Source organism: Pseudomonas rhizosphaerae (assembly GCF_000761155.1).
Taxonomy (GTDB): domain Bacteria; phylum Pseudomonadota; class Gammaproteobacteria; order Pseudomonadales; family Pseudomonadaceae; genus Aquipseudomonas; species Aquipseudomonas rhizosphaerae.
Genome location: NZ_CP009533.1, coordinates 4,059,602 through 4,080,225, shown reverse-complemented (window position 1 = coordinate 4,080,225; position 20,624 = coordinate 4,059,602). Strand labels below are relative to the sequence as shown.

Genomic DNA, 20,624 nt, shown 5'->3' with positions numbered 1-20,624 from the left:
TACCTGCCTCTGCCTGCCTCCCCCTTTCTGGAGCCCCGCCTTGTCCGATCGTCACCCCTACGCGCTGGATGCCATGGATCGCCAGCTGATTGCCGCCTTGCAGCTCAATGCACGCGAGAGTGTGGCCATGCTCGCACGCGGGCTGGGCATTGCGCGCACCACGGTCACGGCGCGGCTCGCCCGGCTGGAAAGCTCCGGGGTCATCAGCGGCTATGGCGTACGGCTGGGCCAGCATGCACTGGATGGCGGCCTGCAGGCCTATGTCGGCATCACCGTGCAGCCACGTTCGGGCAAGGAAGTGGTACGGCGCCTGAGTGGCATGGCGCAGGTGCAGCAACTGTGCGCCGTGAGTGGCGAGTTCGATTACGTGGCCTGGCTGCGCACCGACTCGCCGGAGCAACTGGACCAATTGCTGGACCAGATCGGCAGCGTCGATGGGGTGGAGAAGACCACGACGTCGATCATCCTCAGCAACAAGGTCGACCGTAGAGATTGACCGAAAGCCTGCACAATGCAGCGGCGACACGTCTTTTCGACCGATAAAACGTCACATCGACGACACTTTGTGTCTTATTAACCTCATCATCCTTGCCTAGAATGACCCTGGCGTTTTCCTCGTTCAGCCAAGGTCCCGCCATGAGCCCAACTTCGCGTCACCCCGCCGACGGCAAAAAGCCCGTTACCGTGTTCGGTCCGGATTTTCCCTACGCTTTCGATGACTGGATCGAGCATCCGGCTGGGCTGGGCGTAATTCCCGAACACCACCATGGGGCCGAAGTGGCCATCGTCGGTGCCGGGATCGCCGGGCTGGTGGCGGCCTACGAGCTGATGAAGCTGGGCCTGCGCCCTGTGGTGTACGAAGCCTCGAAAATGGGGGGGCGCCTGCGCTCGCAGAAGTTCGAGGGCACCGAGGACATCGTCGCTGAACTGGGCGGCATGCGTTTTCCGGTGTCTTCGACGGCGTTCTACCACTACGTCGACAAGCTCGGCCTGCAGACCAAGCCCTTCCCCAACCCGCTGACCCCGGCTTCGGGCAGCACCGTGATCGACCTGGAGGGCGAGACCTACTATGGCCAGACCCTGGCCGACCTGCCGGCGCTGTTTCAGGAAGTCGCAGACGCCTGGGCCGATGCGCTTGAGGAAGGCGCGCGCTTCGGTGACATTCAGCAGGCGATACGTGACCGGGACGTGCCGCGCCTCAAGGAATTGTGGAACACCCTGGTGCCCTTGTGGGACGACCGCACCTTCTATGATTTCGTGGCCACCTCCAAGGCCTTTGCGCAGTTGTCCTTCCATCACCGTGAAGTGTTCGGCCAGGTCGGCTTCGGTACCGGCGGCTGGGATTCGGACTTTCCCAACTCGATGCTGGAAATCTTCCGCGTGGTGATGACCAACTGCGACGATCACCAGCATCTGGTGGTCGGCGGCGTCGAGCAGGTGCCACTGGGCTTGTGGAAGCACGTGCCCGAACGCTGCGCCCATTGGCCTGCCGGCACCAGTCTGGCTTCATTGCACCGAGGCGCGCCGCGCGGCGGCGTGAAGAAGATCGCCCGGGCTGCCGATGGCCGCTTTGCGGTGACCGACAACTGGGATGACACACGCCATTACGCGGCCGTGCTGACTACGTGCCAGAGCTGGTTGCTGACCACCCAGATCGAGTGCGAGGAAACGTTGTTTTCGCAGAAGATGTGGATGGCCCTGGACCGCACCCGCTACATGCAGTCCTCGAAGACCTTCGTCATGGTCGACCGCCCGTTCTGGAAGGACAAGGACCCTGAAACAGGCCGCGACCTGATGAGCATGACCCTCACCGACCGCCTGACTCGGGGAACCTACCTGTTCGACCACGGCGACGACAAACCGGGGGTGATCTGCCTGTCGTACGCCTGGATGAGCGACGCCTTGAAGATGCTTCCCCACCCTGTGGAGAAGCGCGTCAAGCTGGCCCTGGATGCCTTGAAGAAGATCTACCCCAAGGTCGACATCGCCGCGCGCATCATCGGCGACCCGATCACCGTATCGTGGGAAGCCGATCCGTACTTCCTCGGTGCGTTCAAGGGCGCCCTGCCCGGCCACTACCGATACAACCAACGCATGTATGCGCACTTTATGCAAAGCGCGCTGCCTGATGCACAACGCGGTATCTTCATCGCCGGTGACGATGTGTCCTGGACGCCTGCCTGGGTCGAAGGCGCGGTACAGACGTCGCTGAATGCGGTGTGGGGCATCATGGCCCACTTCGATGGCTACACTCACCCGGAGAACCCCGGACCGGGCGATGTTTTCGATGAACTGGGGCCTATTGCCCTGTCGGATTGACCGCTTCCTTGATCGCAACAGGAGCCCGCATGCGCATAGCCTTGTACCAATGCCAGTCCCAACCGCTCGACGTCGAGGGCAACCTTGCCCGCCTGCAGGCACGCGCCCGCGAGGCGGCGCAGTGGGACGTCGAACTGCTGGTACTGCCGGAGATGTTCCTGAGCGGCTACAACATCGGCGCAGGGGTGGCACGCAACCTGGCGCAGGCCAGTGAGGGTGCCAACGCCGAGCAGGTTGCGCAGATCGCCCAGCAGTCGGGCCTGGCCATCCTGTATGGCTACCCGGAACTGGATGAGCAGGGCAACGTGTACAACTCCGTGCAGTTGATCGACCGCACGGGGACGCGCCTGGGCAACTACCGCAAGACGCATCTGTTCGGGGACGCCGACCGTGCCATGTTCAGCGCGGGCGAACAGGCACCCGCCGTGTTCGAATTCAATGGCTGGAAGCTGGGCCTGCTGATCTGCTACGACCTGGAGTTCCCGGAAAACGCCCGCCGGCTGGCCGCTGCGGGGGCCGAGCTGATTCTGGTGCCTACTGCCAATATGGTGCCCTACGGGTTCATTGCCGAGGTGACCGTGCGCAGCCGCGCTTTCGAAAACCAGTGCTACGTGGCGTACGCCAACTATTGCGGCAAGGAGATGGACTTCGAATACTGCGGGCTCAGCAGCATTGCCGGCGCCGATGGACAGCAGATTGCCAAGGCGGGGCGCGATGAAGCGTTGATCGTCGGCACGCTGGACAAGGCAACCCTGGCGTCGGCACGCAGTGCTTTCACGTATCTGAACGATCGAAGACCCGATCTTTACTGAAACAGCCGATCAGCGGCAGAAGTGCCCGCGCTTTTGGCCGTTGCTGAGTGATGTCAATAAACCATCATAGGGACGTCTTATGCCCCATGATGGTTTTTTTTTGACGACATAAAATAGTCAGCGGCTGTGCGAATTTTCGTGATCCGGACGACTTGCACACTGCTTGAACTCAGTGATTCTGCGGGTTTGCGGCCTGTTCGAGGGGGCAACGTCAAGAAAACCTATAAAAGCCCGAATCTGACAGCAATATGCCAGCGCCAAAAATAAATCACCATATAAATCATATAGTTATGAAATTACGACAGGTGATTTTGAACGACCGCAGTAATTTTGACGAAAGCAATTGACAGTCCACCCGCCAAAGCCGATATATCACCCATCTGCCGCCAACACAGCAGTTGCAGCGCCGCCGAAGAGCGACGCGCAAACTCGACTCACTACCCTGTATGCCTCTCCAGCGCTGACCTCGATTACCGGTCGGCGCTGTGTGCTCTGGTGTGTGTGGTCTGTTCTGTCCAGTGAAGTTGCAAGTTCAAGGGATCGTCGAGTACGAACCGGGCGGTAGCTTTGCCCAAACACACAGAACGTTAGTTATGGCGTTCAATCAATCGCGTGTCCAAGGAGGGTTCTTCCTCATGCCACATTTGTTCAACCTGGATGAAAACACATCGAGCCGCCTGGCGGCCGATATGAATGAACAGGGCTATGCCGTATTGGAAAACGCTTTGGCGCCCTACGTGCTTGAAGAACTTCGTGCTTATGTGGATGACCAGGCTGCGCGCCATAACAATCAGTACTTCGCCTATCACGGCAATGCGCCGCTGGTGGGCAGCCGCTTGGCGGCCACCGCGGTATCGAGCGAGTTTCGCCAGCACCTGGCGCGCCTGCACGAGCAGGGCCAGGGCCATGCCGCTCCCAGCGACCAGGTGTTCCCGGTGTTGCGTTGCGTGCAGGGCCACAGTGGTTTGAAGGAATCCAACGCGTTTCACTTCGACGCGACCCTGCTGACCATGCTGGTGCCGATCTTCATTCCCGAACAGGGCAAGGATCGCGGTGATCTGGTGCTGTTTCCCAACCTGCGCCGCGTGCGTGGCAGCGTGCTGTTCAACGCCGTGGAGAAAGTCGTGTACCAGAACCCGTTGTGCCGTCGCCTGATGGGCTGGTGCATCGAGCGCGGCTGGCTCAAGCCACTGCTGCTGCGCATGAAGCCGGGCAATGTGTATTTCTTCTGGGGCTATCGCTCCCTGCATGCCAACCAACCGTGCGATCCGGCCCACCGTCGCGCCACTGCGCTGTTCCACTACGGTGACCCCCATGCTGGCAGCCTGACGACGCGGATGATCTTGCGGCTTAACCAGCACCGCGCCCGCCGCGCAGTGGCACGCAGCAAACGTCAGGCGTCCTGAGCGGACCACCACTTGTTGGACACCATGGGGAATGGCGAGCAGCCAGGGAGCAGCGAATGATCAACGTAACCAAGGCCTATCTGGGCGACATCGACAAGTTCAAGGCCTATGTGGACCGTATCTACGCCTCCCACTGGCTGACCAACCACGGTCCGCTGTGCTGCGAACTGGAGGAACGCCTCAAGGATTACCTGGGCGTGCGCCACCTGATCCTGACCAATAACGGCACCCTGGCACTGCAAGTGGCCTACCGCGCACTGGGTCTCTCCGGCAGCGCCGTGACCACGCCGTTCAGCTTCGTCGCCACCAGCAGTTCGCTGCACTGGGAAGGCATTCGCCCGGTGTTCGCCGACATCGATCCGCACACCTGGAACCTCGACCCCGAGCAGATCCCGGGCAGCCTGCAGGCCGACACCAGCGCCATCGTCGCTACCCACGTGTTCGGCAACCCCTGCGCCGTGGAACGCATCGAAGCGATTGCCCGCCAGTACCGCCTCAAGGTGGTGTACGACGGCGCCCACGCCTTTGCCGTGAAGCACGCCGGCCAGTCCGTGTACAACTGGGGCGATGCCAGCACCCTGAGCTTTCATGCGACCAAGCTGTTCCACACCATCGAGGGTGGCGCGATCGTCACCAACGACGACGAGGTGGCAGCCCGGGTGCGCAAGCTGTGCAACTTCGGCATCACCGACGTGGACAAGATCGAAGGCCTGGGCACCAACGCCAAGCTCAACGAATTCTGTGCCGCCATGGGGTTGAGCGTACTCGACGACATCGACAACATCCTCGAGCGCCGTGCCGAGATGGGCCACTACTACACCCAGCGGCTGGGCAACTACTTCGACCTGCAACGCCAGGCCGAGGGCAGCCAGATCAACTACAGCTACTTCCCGGTGGCCTTGCAGAACGAAACCCAGGTGCTGCAGACGCGCACGGCGTTGCAGGCGGCGGGCATCACGCCACGACGCTATTTTTACCCCTCGCTCGATACCCTGGAGTACCTGCAGCCACAAGCGGTGCAGTACCAGTCGCGACGCCTGAGCGATCGCGTGCTCTGCCTGCCCATCTACCCAGGGCTGGCACGCGCCGTTCAGGATCAAGTCGTCGACACTCTTTTGCGCGGTCACGAGCTGCGTTATCCCCAACCCGTTTCATGGGCCACTGCAGTATGAAAGCGTGCAACCAGGGCAACCGTCGATGAACAAGCGTTCGGTCATCCACAACACTGCCCTCAGTTACCTCGGCCAGGCCTATGCGCTGGTGATCGGCATCTTGATCATGCCGTTCTACCTCAGCCACCTGGGCGCCGAGGCCTATGGCTTGATCGGCTTCTACGCCGTGATGCAGGCGTGGCTGCTGCTGCTCGACGCCGGTGTCTCGCCGTCGCTGGTACGCCAGATCGCCCATCACCAGGGCAGCAGCGACAGCGCGGCGGCCAAGCGCATCGGCGGTTGGCTGATGCGCTCCTTCGAGCTGGTGTTCCTGCCCATGGCAGTGGTGTGCGCCCTGGCCGTGTACCTGGCCAGCGACTGGATGGCCACGCACTGGCTGCAAGCCCAGGCACTGGACCCGCAGACCATCGTCAACTGCGTGATCCTGATGGGTGTGATGATCGGCCTGCGCCTGTTCGCCACCTTGTACAAGAGCGGCCTGCAAGGCCTGGAGATGCACGCCTGGTTGAACAACGCCAACGTGGTGATCGCCACCCTGCGCTACTTCGGCGGCCTGGTGCTGGTGACCTGGGTGTCGCAGGACGCTCAGGTGTTCTTCGAATTCCAACTGTTCGTGGCGCTGGTGGAGACCTTGATCTTTGCCGCCAAGGCCTACCGTCACCTGCCCGCACCGACCCCTCTGAGCGGGTTCAACTGGGCGCTGGTCAAGCCGATCCTGCCGTTCGCCGCCAGCGTGTCGCTGACCGCCGTGGTGTGGATCGTCCTGACCCAGCTGGACAAGGTGCTGTTGTCCAAGGTACTGCCGCTGGCCGAATACGGTTACTTTTCGCTGGTCGCACTGCTGACCACTGGGATCATGATGATGATCAACCCGCTGGTGCAGACGCTGCTGCCGCGCATGACGGTGCAGGTCGCCGAAGGCCGGGAAGGCGACATGCATGCCCTGTACCTGGGTGCCAGCCGCTTCGTCAGCACCTTCCTGTTCCCCCTGGCGGCGATCATCGCGTTCTACGCCGAGCCCTTGCTGTTCGCCTGGAGCGGCGACGCCCAGGCCGCCCAGTGGGGTGCACCGATTCTGTTCTGGTACGCCTTGGGCAGCGCCATCCTGGCCGTCAGCGCGTTCCAGTACCACCTGCAATACGCCTACGGCGAAATGCGCCTGCACATCTGGTACAGCGTGATTTCGGCGGCAATCAGCGTGCCGGCGATGATCATTGCGGTGTACGGCTGGGGCGCCCTGGGCGCGGCCGTGACCTGGTTCACGCTGCGCCTGGTGTCTTTCGCGCTGTGGCCGCAAGTGGTGCATCGGCGCCTGGCGCCTGGCCTGCACCGGCCCTGGCTGCGCGACATTCTGCGCATCAGCCTGAGCACCGTGCTCGGCGTGCTGCTGACCCATCCGCTGTTCAAGGCCATTGCCGGCGGGTCCAGCGACCGCCTGGTGATCTTCGCGGCCCTGGCCCTGTGCGGCGTGCTGACGCTGGCCCTGGTGGCGGCCACCTACAAACCACTGGCCCAGCGGGTTTTCCTGAAGTTGAGCAGAGCGAGCGCCGAACGATGAAGCGGACCGAACAACAGATCATGCAAGCCTGGCCCCAGGGGCAGGAACCGTTGCTGTCGATCACCTGCCCGGCCTACAACCAGGTCGACTACATCGAGCAGACGTTGAACAGCTTCCTGGCGCAACGCACCACGTTCGCCTTCGAGATCCTGATCAACGACGACGCCTCCAGCGACGGCACCATGGCAGTGATCGAGCAGTACGCTGCGCAGTACCCGAACATCATCAAACCGGTGTTCCACCAGCACAACCAGTACCAACTGGGCCGCTGGTGCTTCCCGGCGCTGTTCAACCGAGCACGCGGCAAGTACATCGCCTATTGCGAAGGCGACGATTACTGGATCGACCCGCTCAAGCTGCAGAAGCAGGTGCAGTTCCTGGAGGCCAACAGCGACTACGTGCTGACCTACCACGACGCCATGGCCTTCGACAGCGAGGGTGATCGGGGCATTCAGCTGACCGGCAAGTACCAGGCCGACGCCACCGCCATGGACCTGCTCAAGGCCCGGCCGATCTCGACCCTCACCACCTGCTTTCGCAACGTGCTGCACGAGCTGCCCCGCGAGCTGGAACATGCGCCGGTGCTGGACCTGTGCTGGTGGTCGATGCTCGGTGCGCACGGCAAGGGCAAGTACCTGGCCGACATCGCTCCGGCGCGCTACCGCCTGCACCCGGGCGGCATCTTTTCCCAGCGCCCGGGCCAGAACAAATTGCAGATGACCCTGCACACCTACGCGTGCCTGGCCAACTACTACTTCCGCCAGGGCGACCGCGTGCTCTACGAGCACTTCCTGGTGCAGGTGTCCGGCATGTGCGTGGCAGCGATCAGGCCGGTGCAGAAGTTCAAGGCCTTGCTGCATGTGTCGGGCAACGTCAGCCGCAACCTGCTGCGGCGCCTGACGCCTGCCGCGGCAAGGGGCTGAAGACGACATGATCAACAAGGTTCTGGTGATCTGCATCGGCAACATCTGCCGCAGCCCCATGGCAGTGGCGCTGTTGCGCCACCACGCGCCGCACCTGCAGGTCGAATCGGCGGGCCTGAAGGCCTGCGTCGGCGAAGACATGCATGCCCTCACAGCGCAGGTGTTGAGCGACAACCAGATAGCACGGCCGGCACACGCTGCCTGCCAGCTGACCGACGAGAGGGTGCGCTGGGCAGATCTGATTCTGGTCATGGACCAGCGCCAGCTGCGCAGCATCACCGACAAGGCCCCGCACACGCGAGGCAAAACGTTTCTGATCGGCAAGTGGCGCGACGACTTCGAAATCGACGATCCCTATCGCCGCCCCCTTTCAGCCTTCCAACGTACCTACACCGAATTGACTCTGTGTATCGAAGGCTGGTTGCCCTACCTGAGTTCCGAGGATCGACAAAGATGACCGCGATGAACCGTTCAAACCTGGAGTATTACAAGGACACCCAGATCGATCTCGCGACGATTCTACGGACCTTGTTCGACCACAAGAAACTGATTACCGTGGTAGTGGTGCTGTTCACCCTGCTGGGGGCTTTCTACGCCGTGGTCGCCACGCCGGTGTACCAGGCCAACGCGATGATCCAGATCGAGCCGAAGAAGGTCGGCCTGGATGCCACGCCGCAGCTCAACACCAAGCCAGCCTCGGTATCGGAAGCGGTGACCGAGATCGAACTGATCAAGTCGCGCACCGTGCTCGGCAAAGTGGTCAGCGACCTCAAGCTGGATGTAGTGGCCACGCCGCGCTACTTCCCGGCGATCGGCCGCTACATGGCCCGCGAGTTCACCCCTACCGGCAGCGAGAAACTGGCCGCGCCACTGTTCGGTCTGGATGCGTTCGCCTGGGGCGGCGAGAAGATCGAGGTGTTCAACCTGGACGTGCCGGCCAACCTGCAGGGCGAGCGTCTGACCCTGATCGCCGGGCCGAACGGTACCTATCGCCTGGTCGACGCCGACGGCGCGCCACTGCTCAGCGGTCGTGTCGGCGAAGTCAGCCAGGGCAACGGCATCACCCTGCAGTTGGCCGAACTGACCGCTCGCCCCGGCACCGAATTTCGCCTGGTGAAGAACCGCCTGCTGAACACCTCGCTGGACTATCAGCAGCGTCTGCGCGTGGCCGAGTCGGGCAAGGATTCGGGCATCGTCTACCTGAGCATCAACGACACCGACCCGGTGCAGGCCAACCGCGTGCTGGATGAAGTAAGCCGCCTGTACGTGCGCCAGAACGTGGAGCGCAGTTCGGCCGAAGCGGCCCAGCGCCTGGACTTCCTGCGCTCGCAACTGCCGGTGGTACGCAAGGAACTGGAGAAATCCGAAGAAGCGCTCCACGCCTTCCAGATGCGCACCAAGTCGGTGGACATCACCCTTGAGACCAAGGCACTGCTCGACCAGATGGTCGCCTACGACGCCCAGCTTTCCGAGCTGCGCCTCAAGCGCACTGATCTGGATCGCTTGTACACCCGCCAGCATCCCGCTTCGGCCGCGCTGAGCCAGCAGATCAGCCAGATCGAAACGCAGAAGGCTTCCCTGCAAGCGCAGATCAAGGGCCTGCCCGAGACCCAGCAGGAACTGCTGCGCCTGACCCGCGACATGCAGGTGACCACCCAGACCTACACCCTGGTACTGAACAAAAGCCAGGAGCAGGACATCATCCGCGCCGGCAACATCGGCAACGTGCGCATCATCGACAAGGCCGACAGCAACGTCGAAGAGCCGGTCAAGCCGATGCGTGCCGTCATCGTCCTGGTGGCGATGCTGCTGGGCACGCTGGTCGCCGTGGCGATCATCTTCATCCGCCAGGCGTTCTACCGCGGCGTGGAAAACCCGGAAGTGATCGAGAACCTGGGCATGCCGGTGTACGCCTCGCTGCCGCTGTCGCGCCAGCAGGAACGCCTGCAGAAAAAACGTGGCAAGGGCGTGACCAACCGCGAATCGCGCCTGCTCAGCGTGGCTGCGCCGAGCGAGCTGGCCATCGAGTCGCTGCGCAGCCTGCGCACCAGCCTGCACTTCGCGATGATGGAAGCGCGCAACAACGTGCTGATGATCACCAGCCCCATGCCGGGCGTGGGCAAGTCGTTCGTCAGCGCCAACCTGGCGGTGATCATTGCCCAGGCCGGCAAGCGCGTGCTGTTGATCGACGGCGACATGCGCAAGGGCTACCTGCACCGATCGTTCGGCCTGCAGCCCAAGCATGGCCTGTCCGATGCCCTGGCCGCGCGCCTGGGCAACACCGAAGTGATCAACGCCACCGAAGTGGACAACCTGCACCTGATCGCCTGTGGCTTTGCCGCGCCCAACCCTTCCGAACTGTTGATGCACGACAACTTCAGCAAGCTGCTGCGCGAGCTGTCGCCGCACTACGACCTGGTGATCATCGACACCCCACCGGTGATCGCCGTGACCGACGCCAGCCTGATTGGCCGCCAGGCCGGGACCACCCTGCTGGTTGCCCGTTTTGGCCAGAGTTCGGTCAAGGAAATCGAGGTCAGCAAGCGTCGTCTTGCGCAGAACGGCGTGCTGGTGAAAGGCGCGATATTCAACGGCGTGATCCGCAAGGCGTCCACCGCCGAGTACGACTGCGCTGCCTACGGCTACGACTATTCGCCGAGCAAAAAGTAATCGCCTGACCCAGGCAGGAGTCTCCCGATGTCCAGAACCGTAGCCATGATGCAGCCTTACTGGTTTCCCTATTTCGGCTATTTCCAGCTGATCGCCGGCGCCGATGCCTTTGTGCTCGGCGACAACCTGCAGTACGTACACCCCGGTTGGGTCAACCGCAACAGGCTGCTCAGCTCCGGCGCTCCGGCATTGTTCACCCTGCCGATGAAGAAGGACCGTTCGGACCTGGCGATCAACCGACGCGAGCTCAGCGACAGCGCCCCGCAGGTGCTGGACAAGCTGCTCAGGACCATCGCCATGAGCTATTCCCGCGCGCCTTACCGCGACGACGTGCTGGCGCTGCTCAAGCCGCTGCTCAGCTACCCGGAGCGCAACCTGGCGCTGTACCTGGAGTACTCGCTGCGCAAGGTCTGCGAGTACCTGCAGATCGACACGCCAATCCACGTCGCCTCCACCCTGCCGGTGGACGAGCGCCAGGTGCAGGACAAGCAGGACCGCGTGGTGAAGCTGGCGCGCCACTTCGATGCGCAGCGCTACCTCAACCCCATCGGCGGCACGGCGCTGTACGACGAAGAGTACTTCGCCCGCCATGACCTGGAGCTGCGTTTCCACCGCATGGACGAGCTTTGCTACACGCAGTTCAAGGACCCGTTCGTACCCAACCTGTCGATCATCGACGTGCTGATGTTCAACCCGGTATCACGGATCCGCCAGTGGCTGCCGTGCTACAGCACGCTCAAGCCGAGCGCTGCACAGGACACCCGCAGGGTGGCCACCAGTCCTTCCGCCCACGCCATCGAGATGCGCTCATGAACGACTTCGACAGCAATGCCAACTGGTACCTGATCCAGACCAAACCGCGGCAGGAAGCCCGTGCCGAAGAACATCTGCTGCGTCAGCAATACGAGTGCTTTCGCCCGTTGCGCGCAGCCCCTGCCCTGACCCGCAGCCGCCGCGCAGCCGACGAGGACCTGTTCCCCGGCTACCTGTTCATCCGCCTGGACTGCAACGACAACTGGTACCCGATCCGCTCGACCCGTGGCGTGTGCCGCATCGTCGCCTTCGGCGGCATGCCTTGCCCGGTGCCGGACAGCCTGATCGCCAGCATTCGCCAGCGCACCCAGGCAAGCGCCGCGAACGCGGTGCGCTTCAGCGAAGGCGAGGCCGTGCGCGTGCGCACCGGCGACAGTGAAGTGCAGGCCATTTTCCTCTGCGAAGACGGCGACGAACGTGCCGTGATCCTGCTCAACATGCTGCAACGCGAACAGCGAATCAGCCTGCCGCGCAGCAGCCTGCAGCGGCTTACCGCGCACGCCTGCTGAGCGGCGCACAGACATACGATGCTTTAGGAGAGCTGTTCGATGAATGCCAAGACCACGCTGGTGACACTGACGTACGGCGATCGCTTGTGTTACCTGGAAGCGCTGATCGAGCGTTCGCTGGCCTCTGCGCACATCGAACGAGTGGTCGTGGTGAGCAACGCGTCGCGCGCCGATCTGAACTCGCTGCGCACGCAATGGCCAACCCAGATCACCGTGATCGAGCTGCCCAGCAACACCGGTTCGGCCAATGGCTACAAGGTCGGTATCGAAGCGGCACTGCAACAGGGCGCGGAATACCTCTGGCTGATGGACGACGACAACGCCCCTACCCAGGGCGCGGTCGAGACTTTGCATCAGCGGCTGGACGAGTGCGCGCGCCTAGTGGGCGTGGACAAGGCGGCGGTGATGGGTTTTCGCCCCAACCACCAGGCCGACATCGCCGCCGGCGTGCCGCATCGCTACGCGATCCAGCTGCGATCCAGCTGCTTCGGCTTCCACATTGCCCAGTTGCCCTACAAGGTCTGGCGGCGCACGCCCTGGGGCAGACCTGCTGGGCGCAAGCCCGCCGGCAAGTCCCTGTTGCAGCTGCCGTTCACCACCTACGGCGGCCTGCTCGCGCACCGCAGCGTGTTCCAGCGCATCGGCCTGCCGCTCGAAGACCTGCTGCTGTATGCCGACGACACCGAGTACACCCGGCGCATCACCGCCAGCGGCGGGCAGATCTTCCTGGTCACCGAGGCGTTGCTCGACGACCTGGAAGAGTCGTGGAACGCCAAGGCGCGCACCAACAATATTTTCGAGAGCTTCCTGCTCGGCAACTCGGACCTGCGCGCCTACTACACCGCGCGCAACCAGGCCTGGTTCGACAAGCACGTGTGGGCCGGCTCGACACTGCTGTATCGGCTCAACCGCTCGGTGTTTCTGCTGTTGCTGCGCTATTTCGCAAAAAGGAGCGGTTCGGACCGACGCCTGGGCTTGCTCGAACAAGCCATGCGTGACGGGGAATCGGGTCGTCTGGGCATTCATGAATCGTACCCACTATGAAGATACTGTTCCTAAGCAGCCTGTACTCGCCGCATGTCGGCGGCGGTGCTGAAATCGTTCTGCAACGCACGGTCGAGGGCATGCATCAGCGTGGCCACGAAGTCTGCGTGCTGAGCACCGGCCCCGATGCGGGCCTCAAGCACGAATTCGTGAAAGGCGTGAAGGTCTACCGCGCCGGGCTGCTCAACACCTACTGGCACTTCAGCGAACAGCGCCCCGGCGCGTTGGCCCGGCTGGGCTGGCATCTGCGCGACAAGTACAACATGGGCATGCGCACCTACCTGCGCGAAGTGCTGGCGGCCGAGAAGGTCGACCTGGTGGTGTGCCACAACCTCAGTGGCTGGTCGGTGTCGGCGTGGGACGAGATCTCCGCATCCGGCCTGCCACTGGTGCAGGTGCTGCACGACATGTACCTGATGTGCCCGAGCAGCAACATGTTCAAGAAGAACACGGCCTGCAAGACGCCCTGCACCCTGTGCAAGCACTTCCGCCAGGGCCATGCCGAACGCTCGGCCCAGGTCGACGCGGTGGTGGGGGTCAGCCAGCACCTGCTGGGCAAGCTCACCGACGCCCGCTTCTTCCGCAACGCTTCGCAGCAGGTGATCTACAACGCCAGCCCGAAGATCGACCATGCACCGTCGCGTTTCACCCGCATGGCCCAAGGCGAACCGTTGCGCTTCGGTTACCTGGGCACCTTGTCCGAGCCCAAGGGCTTGCGCTGGCTGATCGATCAGTTCAAGAAATTGCCGTTCAACGCCACCTTGCAGATCGCCGGGCGCGGGCAGCTGGACTACGAGCAGGTGCTGAAGCTTGAGGCCAGCGGCGAAAACATCCACTTCGTCGGCTACCAGTCGCCTGAAAGCTTCTATCGGCAGATCGACGTGGCCATCGTGCCGTCGATCTGGAACGAGCCGTTCGGCCTGGTGGCAGTGGAAGCCTGCGCCCACTCGGTGCCGGTGATCGCCAGTGCCCGTGGCGGCCTGCCGGAGATCATCCAGGACGGCATCAACGGGCTGCTGTGCAACCCCGACGAGCCGCGCTCGCTGGGCCTGGCGATGCTGCAGCTGTACCGCGACCCCGAACTGCGCGAACGCCTGGCGGCCCAGGCGCGTGACAGCGTCGAGCACCTGCTCGACCAGGAACGGATGCTCGACAGTTACCAACAGCTGTTCCTCGATGTTTTGCAAAGAAGAAATGTCCATCATGAAATCAGCCCTGTCACTCAGTCGCTTTGAGGCACCGGCACCCGTGGCGCGACTTGCAGTGAACAAGTCGACGCTGGTGGTCTGGACCGCGATCGCCCTGCTGCTGGTCGAGACGTTCTCCGGCGCGTTGCGCTATTACTTCGACCAGGCCGGCATTTCGGCCCTGCTGTACCTGCCCAAGGTGCTGTGCGTGGTGCTGTTCGCGTTGGAATTGACCACGCTCAAGACCCATCGCCTGTTCTGGATCCTGCTGCTGGGCATGGTCCTGTCGGCCGGGTTGGGCGCGCTGCACGGTGCGGCCCTGGCCAACCCGCTGTTCGCCCTGTTCGGCTACATCCCGCTGCTGTTCGGCCTGGTGTGCGGCGAACACTTGGAGCAGCGCCGCAAGTTGCTGGGCTGGGCGGTTGGCCTGTGCCTGCTGGCGACCATCGTGGGCGTGTACGCCGACAGCCTGTTTTCAGTGCCGTGGAAAGGCTACAGCTACAACCTGGGCGACCAGGAGCTGACCGGTAACATGACCTGGGCCGCCGACGGCATCGACCGCCCTGCAGGCTTTGCGCGGATGTCGACCACGGCCGCCACCCTGACGGCGATCTTCACCCTGTACCTGTGCGCCTTCACCCGCTCCAAGGTGCTGCTGCTGGCCCTGTTGGGGGTGGCGTTCGCGACCATCCTGCTGACCACCAACAAGTCCACCGCCGTGGCGCTCGTCGCCGTGTTGCTGGTGATGCCTTTCTACAACCAGCGCCTGCTGTGCCGGGTCGCTTTCGTCGTACTGGTGGGCATGGGTGCCCTGCTGCCGCTGGTGGGTCTGTGGACACCGCTGGACCCGAGCCTGGCCGCCAGCGGTGCCGAAGGCAGCCTGGTGTCGCTGTACGACCGCATGATCAACACCTGGCCGCGCCTGGCCGACGAAGTGTCACGCCGTGGCTGGAGCTGGACCGGCGGCGGCCTTGGCATGGTCGGCAGTGCGGTGAACATGTTCCCGGTGGACAACGTCAAGTACCCCGCTGTCGCCGACAGCCTGTTCATGTACCTGTGGGCCAGTTTCGGCGTCATGGGACCGGCGCTGTATGCGCTGCTGCTGCCGCTGCTGATGACCCTGCGCAGCAAGAACAGCTGGATGAGTCGCGGGCTGTTGAGCACGGCCCTGTGCGTGGTGGTGGTGGGCTGGACGACCGACGTGCTGGAAGTGCCGGTCTGCGGGATTTTCCTGGGCATGGCCATCGCCCATGCCCTGCGCCGCAAGGCCATGCCCGTGCACTGGCTGATTACCGAGCGACGCCGCAGCAACCGTGATGATTACCCCGATGGCCTTCAACTGACGTGAACCTTTTTATGCCCAGATTGCTGCAACGTTTGGTTTGGCTACTGCTGGGGCTGTTCACCCACGGCCACGCCAAGGCCGCCGACAATTTCATCGTCGGGGTCGGTACCCATTTGCTCCATTCGAGCGCGCCGGTGGCGCGGCCGACCCTGCTCATGAAAGAAGCCGGTATCACCTCGGCACGCGATGACCTGTTCTGGTCCACGGTGGAGCTGGAGCCCAAGCGCCTGAACTTCCCGGTGGCTTGGCAGCGTTATCTGCAAGCCCTGCGCGAACGGCAGATCGGCAACATGCTCATCCTGGGCTACGGCAACCAGTGGTATGACAAAGATGCCAAGCCGCGCAGCCCGTTCGTGCGCGATGCCTTCGCCAACTATGTGAACTTCATCAGCCGGCGCCTGCGCGGCCAGGTGGACTTCTACGAGATCTGGAACGAATGGGACCTGGAGGACCCGACCAGCGACGCCTTCAGCCAGGACTACGCCACGCTGATCAAGGAGACCAGTGAACTGCTACGCCGCAACGACCCGAACGTGCGCCTGGTGGCCGGTTCGGTGACCACCCAGGGCTTGCAGGAAGGCTTCGCCGACCGACTGGTAGAGGCCGGTGTGATGGACGATCTGGATGGCTTGTCGCTGCACCCCTATGTGCATTGCCGCAAGGACCATGCAGGCAACACCCCGGAGAACTGGATCAAGTGGCTGAACGATATTTCCACCCGGCTCGACGCCCTGGCCGAGCGCCCGGTGCCGTTGTACCTGACCGAAATGAGCTGGCCCAGCGCCGATGAGCCTTGTGGGGTCAGCGAGACCACGCAGGCGGCGTACCTGGCGCGAGGGTTTTTCCTGGCCCGTATTCATCCAGCCATCCAGGGCATGTGGTGGTACGACCTGCTCAACGACGGTCGCGACCCCAAGGAGCGCGAGCACAACTTCGGCCTGCTCGACAACGATCTGAACCCCAAGCCGGCGTACACCACGCTCAAGGCGATTGCGCCGTACCTGTCGCAGTACCGCTATGACGCCAAGCACAGCGTGATCAGCGACACCTTGTACCAACTGCGTTTCGCCAAGGGCGACGAGCAGGTGCTGGTGATCTGGGCCGTGGGTCAGTCGCGGCAGGTCAGGATCGAATCCAGCGCGCTGCTCAAGGGCGGCGCGCGTCTGATCGACACGCGCCAGGCCGGCGTGGGCATGCGCGAAAGCGAAAACCCCTGGGATTGCGGCGAGCACTACTGCACCACGGTGGTCACCGCCTCCGAGTTCCCCAAGATCATCAGCCTGGGCAAGGCCAATTGGTTGTTCACCCAGTAGCAAACGCGATGCCCGCAGGAGCGGGCCTCAACCGCGGCGCACCTCGCGCCGCTATCGACCGCGCCTGTTGGACGCGGCACTACCTCTCTAGCAAGCGCGTGAGCCAAGGATGTTTCGATGATTGTCATCAATGCACGTTTTCTGACCCAGGAGCTACGCGGGGTGCAACGGTTCGCCGAGCAGACCTGCCTGGCCCTGAAGCGTCAGCGTGACGACCTGGTGTTCGTCACCTCGCCGGGTGTGCGCATGCACGAAACTGCTCGGCTGCTGGATGCTCAGGTCGTGGGCACTCGGACTGGCCACCTGTGGGAACAACTGGACCTGCCGCGCTACCTGCGCAGCCAAGGCAACCCCTTGCTGTTGTCGCTGTGCGCCACCGCGCCGCTGTTCTATGGCAACCAGATCGCCACGCACCACGACATCACCTACGTGCGTCATCCGCAGAGCTACACCTGGCAGTTCCGCACGGCCTATCGCCTGATGACGCCACTGCTGCTCAAGCGTTTGAAGACGCTGATCACCGTCAGCCAGTTTTCCAAACGCGAGATCGGCGAGTTCTACGACTTTCCGGCGCAGAAGATCCTGGTGGTGCCCAACGCCGTGGGTGAAGAGTTTCAGCCCGGTGAACCGCTGCAGGCCGGTCCACGCTATCTGTTGGCAGTGTCCTCGCCCAGCGCGCACAAGAACTTCAGCCGCATGATCCAGGCGTTCCTGCAGCTCAAGGGTTTCGAGCAGGTGGAGTTGCGCATCGTCGGCGGCGGTGGCGCGGTGTTCTCCGATCCGAACCTGGAAGCCCTGGCCAACAGCGATCCACGGGTGCGCTTTCTCGGACGCCTGACCGACGCTCAGTTGATCGAGCAATACCAGGGCGCGGCGGCCTTCGTGTTTCCTTCGCTGTATGAAGGTTTCGGCATTCCGCCGCTCGAAGCGCAGGCCTGTGGCTGCCCGGTACTGGCCGCCAATGCCGCCTCGATCCCCGAGGTGCTGCAGTCCAGTGCGCTGTACTTCGATCCGCTGGATATCGAGCACATCAGCCGGGCCATGGCCCTGGCCTTGAACAGCCTGACCATCCGCCAGCACCTGCGGACCCTGGGCCTGCAGAACGTGGCACGGTTCAGCTGGGACGCGTCGGCACGGCTGATCAGCGATCGCATAGATACGGTCATGGTCCGTCGCCCGCGCGGTGCCACGCTGACTCAGCCGTCGCGCGGCAAGGAGCACTCATGACTCGCCTGGGGTATCTGGATGCCTTGCGCGGCATCGCCGCCCTGCTGGTGGTGGTCTGTCACCTGTGGCAGCCGTTGCTGGGCCCCGGCGCGCTGCCGTATTTCTGGCTGGACATCGGCAAGCTGGGCGTCATCTGGTTTTTCCTGCTCAGCGGTGTGGTGATCCCTTTCAGCCTGCATCCAGGGCCGGGCGGCGCACGTCGCTTCATCGTTTCGCGGGTGCTGCGCCTGTACCCGGCCTACTGGCTGTCGCTGGCGCTGTACATCAGCATGCTGGCGCTGACCGGTGAAACCCTGCCGACCTGGCAGCGTGTGGTGGCCAACATCACCATGCTGCAAGCGGCCATGGGCGTCGAGGACGTCATGGGGCTGTACTGGACGCTGTTCATCGAGTGGCTGTTCTACGCACTGTGCCTGGGCCTGATGCTGATCGGCCGACTGCGCAGCACCGGCTTCCGCGCCGCCTGTGCCCTGGCCCTGCTGGCCGCAGCAGTGGGCATGGGCATGATGCGCATGCTGCTCGAACGCAAGCTGCCGGTGGCCTTGCCCCTGGGCCTGTCGTTGATGCTGTTCGGTTCGATCTGGCGCGACTGCCTGCTCGGTCAGGCCGATGCCCAGGTGCGACGCTGCGTGAAGGGCCTGCTGCTGGCCTATGCCGTGGCCTTGCCGCCGACGTTCTACGCCGCCTACGGCTTCGATGCCGGCAACGGCGAGTACTGGTTCCGCTACTGCTTCACCTATCTGTTGGCCATCAGCAGCTTCATGTTGCTGACCCAGCGCATCCGCCTGCATCAACCCTTGTTGCTGTGGCTGGGCACCATCAGTTATTCGCTGTACCTGCTGCACCCGAGCATGGAGCTGTTGTGCCGTTACCTGCTGGGCGTTCCCGGTCGTTCGTTGTCGGTCACCTTGCTTGCCACCGCGCTGTCGCTGCTGGCCGCGCACGTGAGCTATCGCCTCGTCGAACTGCCTTTTATCCAGTTGAGCAAACGACTCAACGCCCGTGCTCGTCCGAGCGCGCCCCTCATTCCCGAACTGCAGGTGCCCTATGAAAATAGCAATCGTCCATGATTGGCTTGTCACCTACGCTGGTGCCGAAAAGGTCCTGGCTTCGATGCTCAAGATCTGGCCCGACGCCGATCTGTTCTCGGTCATCGATTTTCTCAGCGACGAAGATCGCAAGCACCTGGGCGGCAAGCGCGCCACCACGACCTTCATCCAGCGCCTGCCCAAGGCTCGCACGCGCTACCAGAAATACCTGCCGTTGATGCCCATGGCGATCGAGCAACTGGACCTGTCCGGCTACGACCTGATCCTGTCGAGCAGCCACGCCGTGGCCAAGGGCGTGCTCACCGGCCCCAACCAGTTGCACATCAGCTACGTGCATTCGCCCATCCGCTATGCCTGGGACCTGCAACACCAGTACCTGCGCGAAGCCAATCTGCTGGCCGGTATCAAGAGCAAAGTGGCACGGATGATCCTGCACTACATGCGCATGTGGGACCAGCGCACCGCCGCCGGCGTCGACGAGTTCATCAGCAACTCGCAGTTCATCGGCCGGCGCATCGACAAGGCCTACCGCCGCCCTTCGACCGTGATCTACCCGCCGGTCGACACCACCGGCTTCAACCTGCAGACCGAGAAGCAAGACTTCTACCTGACCGCCCAGCGCATGGTGCCGTACAAGAAGGTGCCGATGATGGTCGAAGCGTTCAGCGCCATGCCCGACAAGCGCCTGATCGTGATTGGCGATGGCCCGGAAATGGACAAGTGCCGCGCGGTGTGCGGCCCTAACGTCACGCTGATGGGCTACCAGTCGTTCGAGGTGTTGCGCGAGCACATGCAGAACGCCCGTGGCTTCGTCTTCGCCGCCGAAGAGGATTTCGGCATCAGCCCGGTGGAAGCGCAGGCATGCGGCACGCCGGTGATCGCCTTCGGCCGCGGCGGCACCCTGGAAACCGTGCGCGGGCTCAACGACGACAACCCCACCGGTGTGTTCTATTACCAGCAAACCGTGGAGGCCCTGACGGCCGCCATCGAAACGTTCGAAAGCCAGGCGTCGCGCTTCAGCCCCCGTGCCTGCCGGGAGAATGCCTTGCAGTTCGCCGAAAAGCGTTTCGAACGCGAAATGCGCCAGTTCGTCGAGAACCGCTGGAACGAGGCGCGCCTGGGCGACGCCTTCGATTGCACCCCTGTATTGGGCCTGGCCGATGCTGGCCTGATGCTTGCCACGGCCCAGAAGATCTAGGCCGCGCCCGAAAAGATTTCACCGCCATACCGCTGTCCTGAACCTCCCAAATACCGTGCGAGAAGTCTGATTCTCCAAG

At 63.1% G+C, this 20,624-nt stretch carries 18 protein-coding genes; all 18 read left to right on the top strand.

The window, feature by feature from the left end:
* The first annotated feature begins 73 nt into the window (after nucleotides 1-73).
* Nucleotides 74-496, top strand: coding sequence for an Lrp/AsnC family transcriptional regulator (locus tag LT40_RS17955; RefSeq protein ID WP_192238085.1), 423 nt, complete (start codon nucleotides 74-76; stop codon nucleotides 494-496).
* A 140-nt stretch (nucleotides 497-636) separates the two neighbouring features.
* Nucleotides 637-2,319, top strand: a complete 1,683-nt coding sequence (locus LT40_RS17950; protein ID WP_043193814.1) for a flavin monoamine oxidase family protein — start codon at nucleotides 637-639, stop codon at nucleotides 2,317-2,319.
* Nucleotides 2,320-2,348: 29 nt separating this feature from the next.
* Entirely contained in the window at nucleotides 2,349-3,131 is a 783-nt protein-coding gene (locus LT40_RS17945; RefSeq protein WP_043192449.1) for a carbon-nitrogen hydrolase family protein, read from the top strand.
* A gap of 635 nt (nucleotides 3,132-3,766) precedes the next feature.
* Nucleotides 3,767-4,537, top strand: a complete 771-nt coding sequence (locus LT40_RS17940; RefSeq protein ID WP_043192448.1) for a hypothetical protein — start codon at nucleotides 3,767-3,769, stop codon at nucleotides 4,535-4,537.
* Between the two features lie 56 nt (nucleotides 4,538-4,593).
* A complete protein-coding gene (locus tag LT40_RS17935; protein ID WP_052393466.1) occupies nucleotides 4,594-5,709 on the top strand; it encodes a DegT/DnrJ/EryC1/StrS family aminotransferase in 1,116 nt (371 codons plus the stop codon).
* A 25-nt stretch (nucleotides 5,710-5,734) separates the two neighbouring features.
* On the top strand, nucleotides 5,735-7,267 hold the full coding sequence (locus tag LT40_RS17930; protein ID WP_043192447.1) for a lipopolysaccharide biosynthesis protein: 1,533 nt from the start codon (nucleotides 5,735-5,737) through the stop codon (nucleotides 7,265-7,267).
* Nucleotides 7,264-8,190: a glycosyltransferase family 2 protein gene (locus LT40_RS17925; RefSeq protein WP_043192446.1), complete on the top strand. Its 927-nt coding sequence runs from the start codon at nucleotides 7,264-7,266 to the stop codon at nucleotides 8,188-8,190. Before LT40_RS17930 ends, LT40_RS17925 begins: the two co-directional genes overlap by 4 nt.
* Nucleotides 8,191-8,197: 7 nt before the next feature.
* The gene (locus LT40_RS17920) at nucleotides 8,198-8,647 is read left to right on the top strand and encodes a low molecular weight protein-tyrosine-phosphatase (RefSeq protein WP_043192445.1); all 450 of its coding nucleotides are present in this window, start codon (nucleotides 8,198-8,200) and stop codon (nucleotides 8,645-8,647) included.
* Complete coding sequence (locus LT40_RS17915) at nucleotides 8,644-10,860, top strand: polysaccharide biosynthesis tyrosine autokinase (protein ID WP_043192444.1); 2,217 nt, start codon at nucleotides 8,644-8,646, stop codon at nucleotides 10,858-10,860. Before LT40_RS17920 ends, LT40_RS17915 begins: the two co-directional genes overlap by 4 nt.
* Before the next feature lie 27 nt (nucleotides 10,861-10,887).
* Nucleotides 10,888-11,673: a WbqC family protein gene (locus tag LT40_RS17910; RefSeq protein WP_084139842.1), complete on the top strand. Its 786-nt coding sequence runs from the start codon at nucleotides 10,888-10,890 to the stop codon at nucleotides 11,671-11,673.
* Entirely contained in the window at nucleotides 11,670-12,182 is a 513-nt protein-coding gene (rfaH, locus tag LT40_RS17905; RefSeq protein ID WP_043192443.1) for a transcription/translation regulatory transformer protein RfaH, read from the top strand. Before LT40_RS17910 ends, rfaH begins: the two co-directional genes overlap by 4 nt.
* 39 nt (nucleotides 12,183-12,221) lie before the next feature.
* Complete coding sequence (locus LT40_RS17900) at nucleotides 12,222-13,226, top strand: glycosyltransferase (protein ID WP_043192442.1); 1,005 nt, start codon at nucleotides 12,222-12,224, stop codon at nucleotides 13,224-13,226.
* The gene (locus LT40_RS17895; RefSeq protein ID WP_043192441.1) at nucleotides 13,223-14,461 is read left to right on the top strand and encodes a glycosyltransferase family 4 protein; all 1,239 of its coding nucleotides are present in this window, start codon (nucleotides 13,223-13,225) and stop codon (nucleotides 14,459-14,461) included. Before LT40_RS17900 ends, LT40_RS17895 begins: the two co-directional genes overlap by 4 nt.
* On the top strand, nucleotides 14,430-15,761 hold the full coding sequence (locus LT40_RS17890) for a hypothetical protein (RefSeq protein WP_148308580.1): 1,332 nt from the start codon (nucleotides 14,430-14,432) through the stop codon (nucleotides 15,759-15,761). The genes LT40_RS17895 and LT40_RS17890 overlap by 32 nt, the downstream gene beginning before the upstream one ends.
* Before the next feature lie 8 nt (nucleotides 15,762-15,769).
* On the top strand, nucleotides 15,770-17,071 hold the full coding sequence (locus LT40_RS17885; RefSeq protein WP_043192440.1) for a GH39 family glycosyl hydrolase: 1,302 nt from the start codon (nucleotides 15,770-15,772) through the stop codon (nucleotides 17,069-17,071).
* A 117-nt stretch (nucleotides 17,072-17,188) separates the two neighbouring features.
* Nucleotides 17,189-18,298, top strand: a complete 1,110-nt coding sequence (locus tag LT40_RS17880) for a glycosyltransferase family 4 protein (protein WP_043192439.1) — start codon at nucleotides 17,189-17,191, stop codon at nucleotides 18,296-18,298.
* Nucleotides 18,295-19,368, top strand: coding sequence for an acyltransferase family protein (locus LT40_RS17875; RefSeq protein ID WP_043192438.1), 1,074 nt, complete (start codon nucleotides 18,295-18,297; stop codon nucleotides 19,366-19,368). The genes LT40_RS17880 and LT40_RS17875 overlap by 4 nt, the downstream gene beginning before the upstream one ends.
* Nucleotides 19,346-20,545, top strand: a complete 1,200-nt coding sequence (locus tag LT40_RS17870) for a glycosyltransferase family 4 protein (RefSeq protein ID WP_052393464.1) — start codon at nucleotides 19,346-19,348, stop codon at nucleotides 20,543-20,545. Before LT40_RS17875 ends, LT40_RS17870 begins: the two co-directional genes overlap by 23 nt.
* The last annotated feature ends 79 nt before the right edge of the window (nucleotides 20,546-20,624 follow it).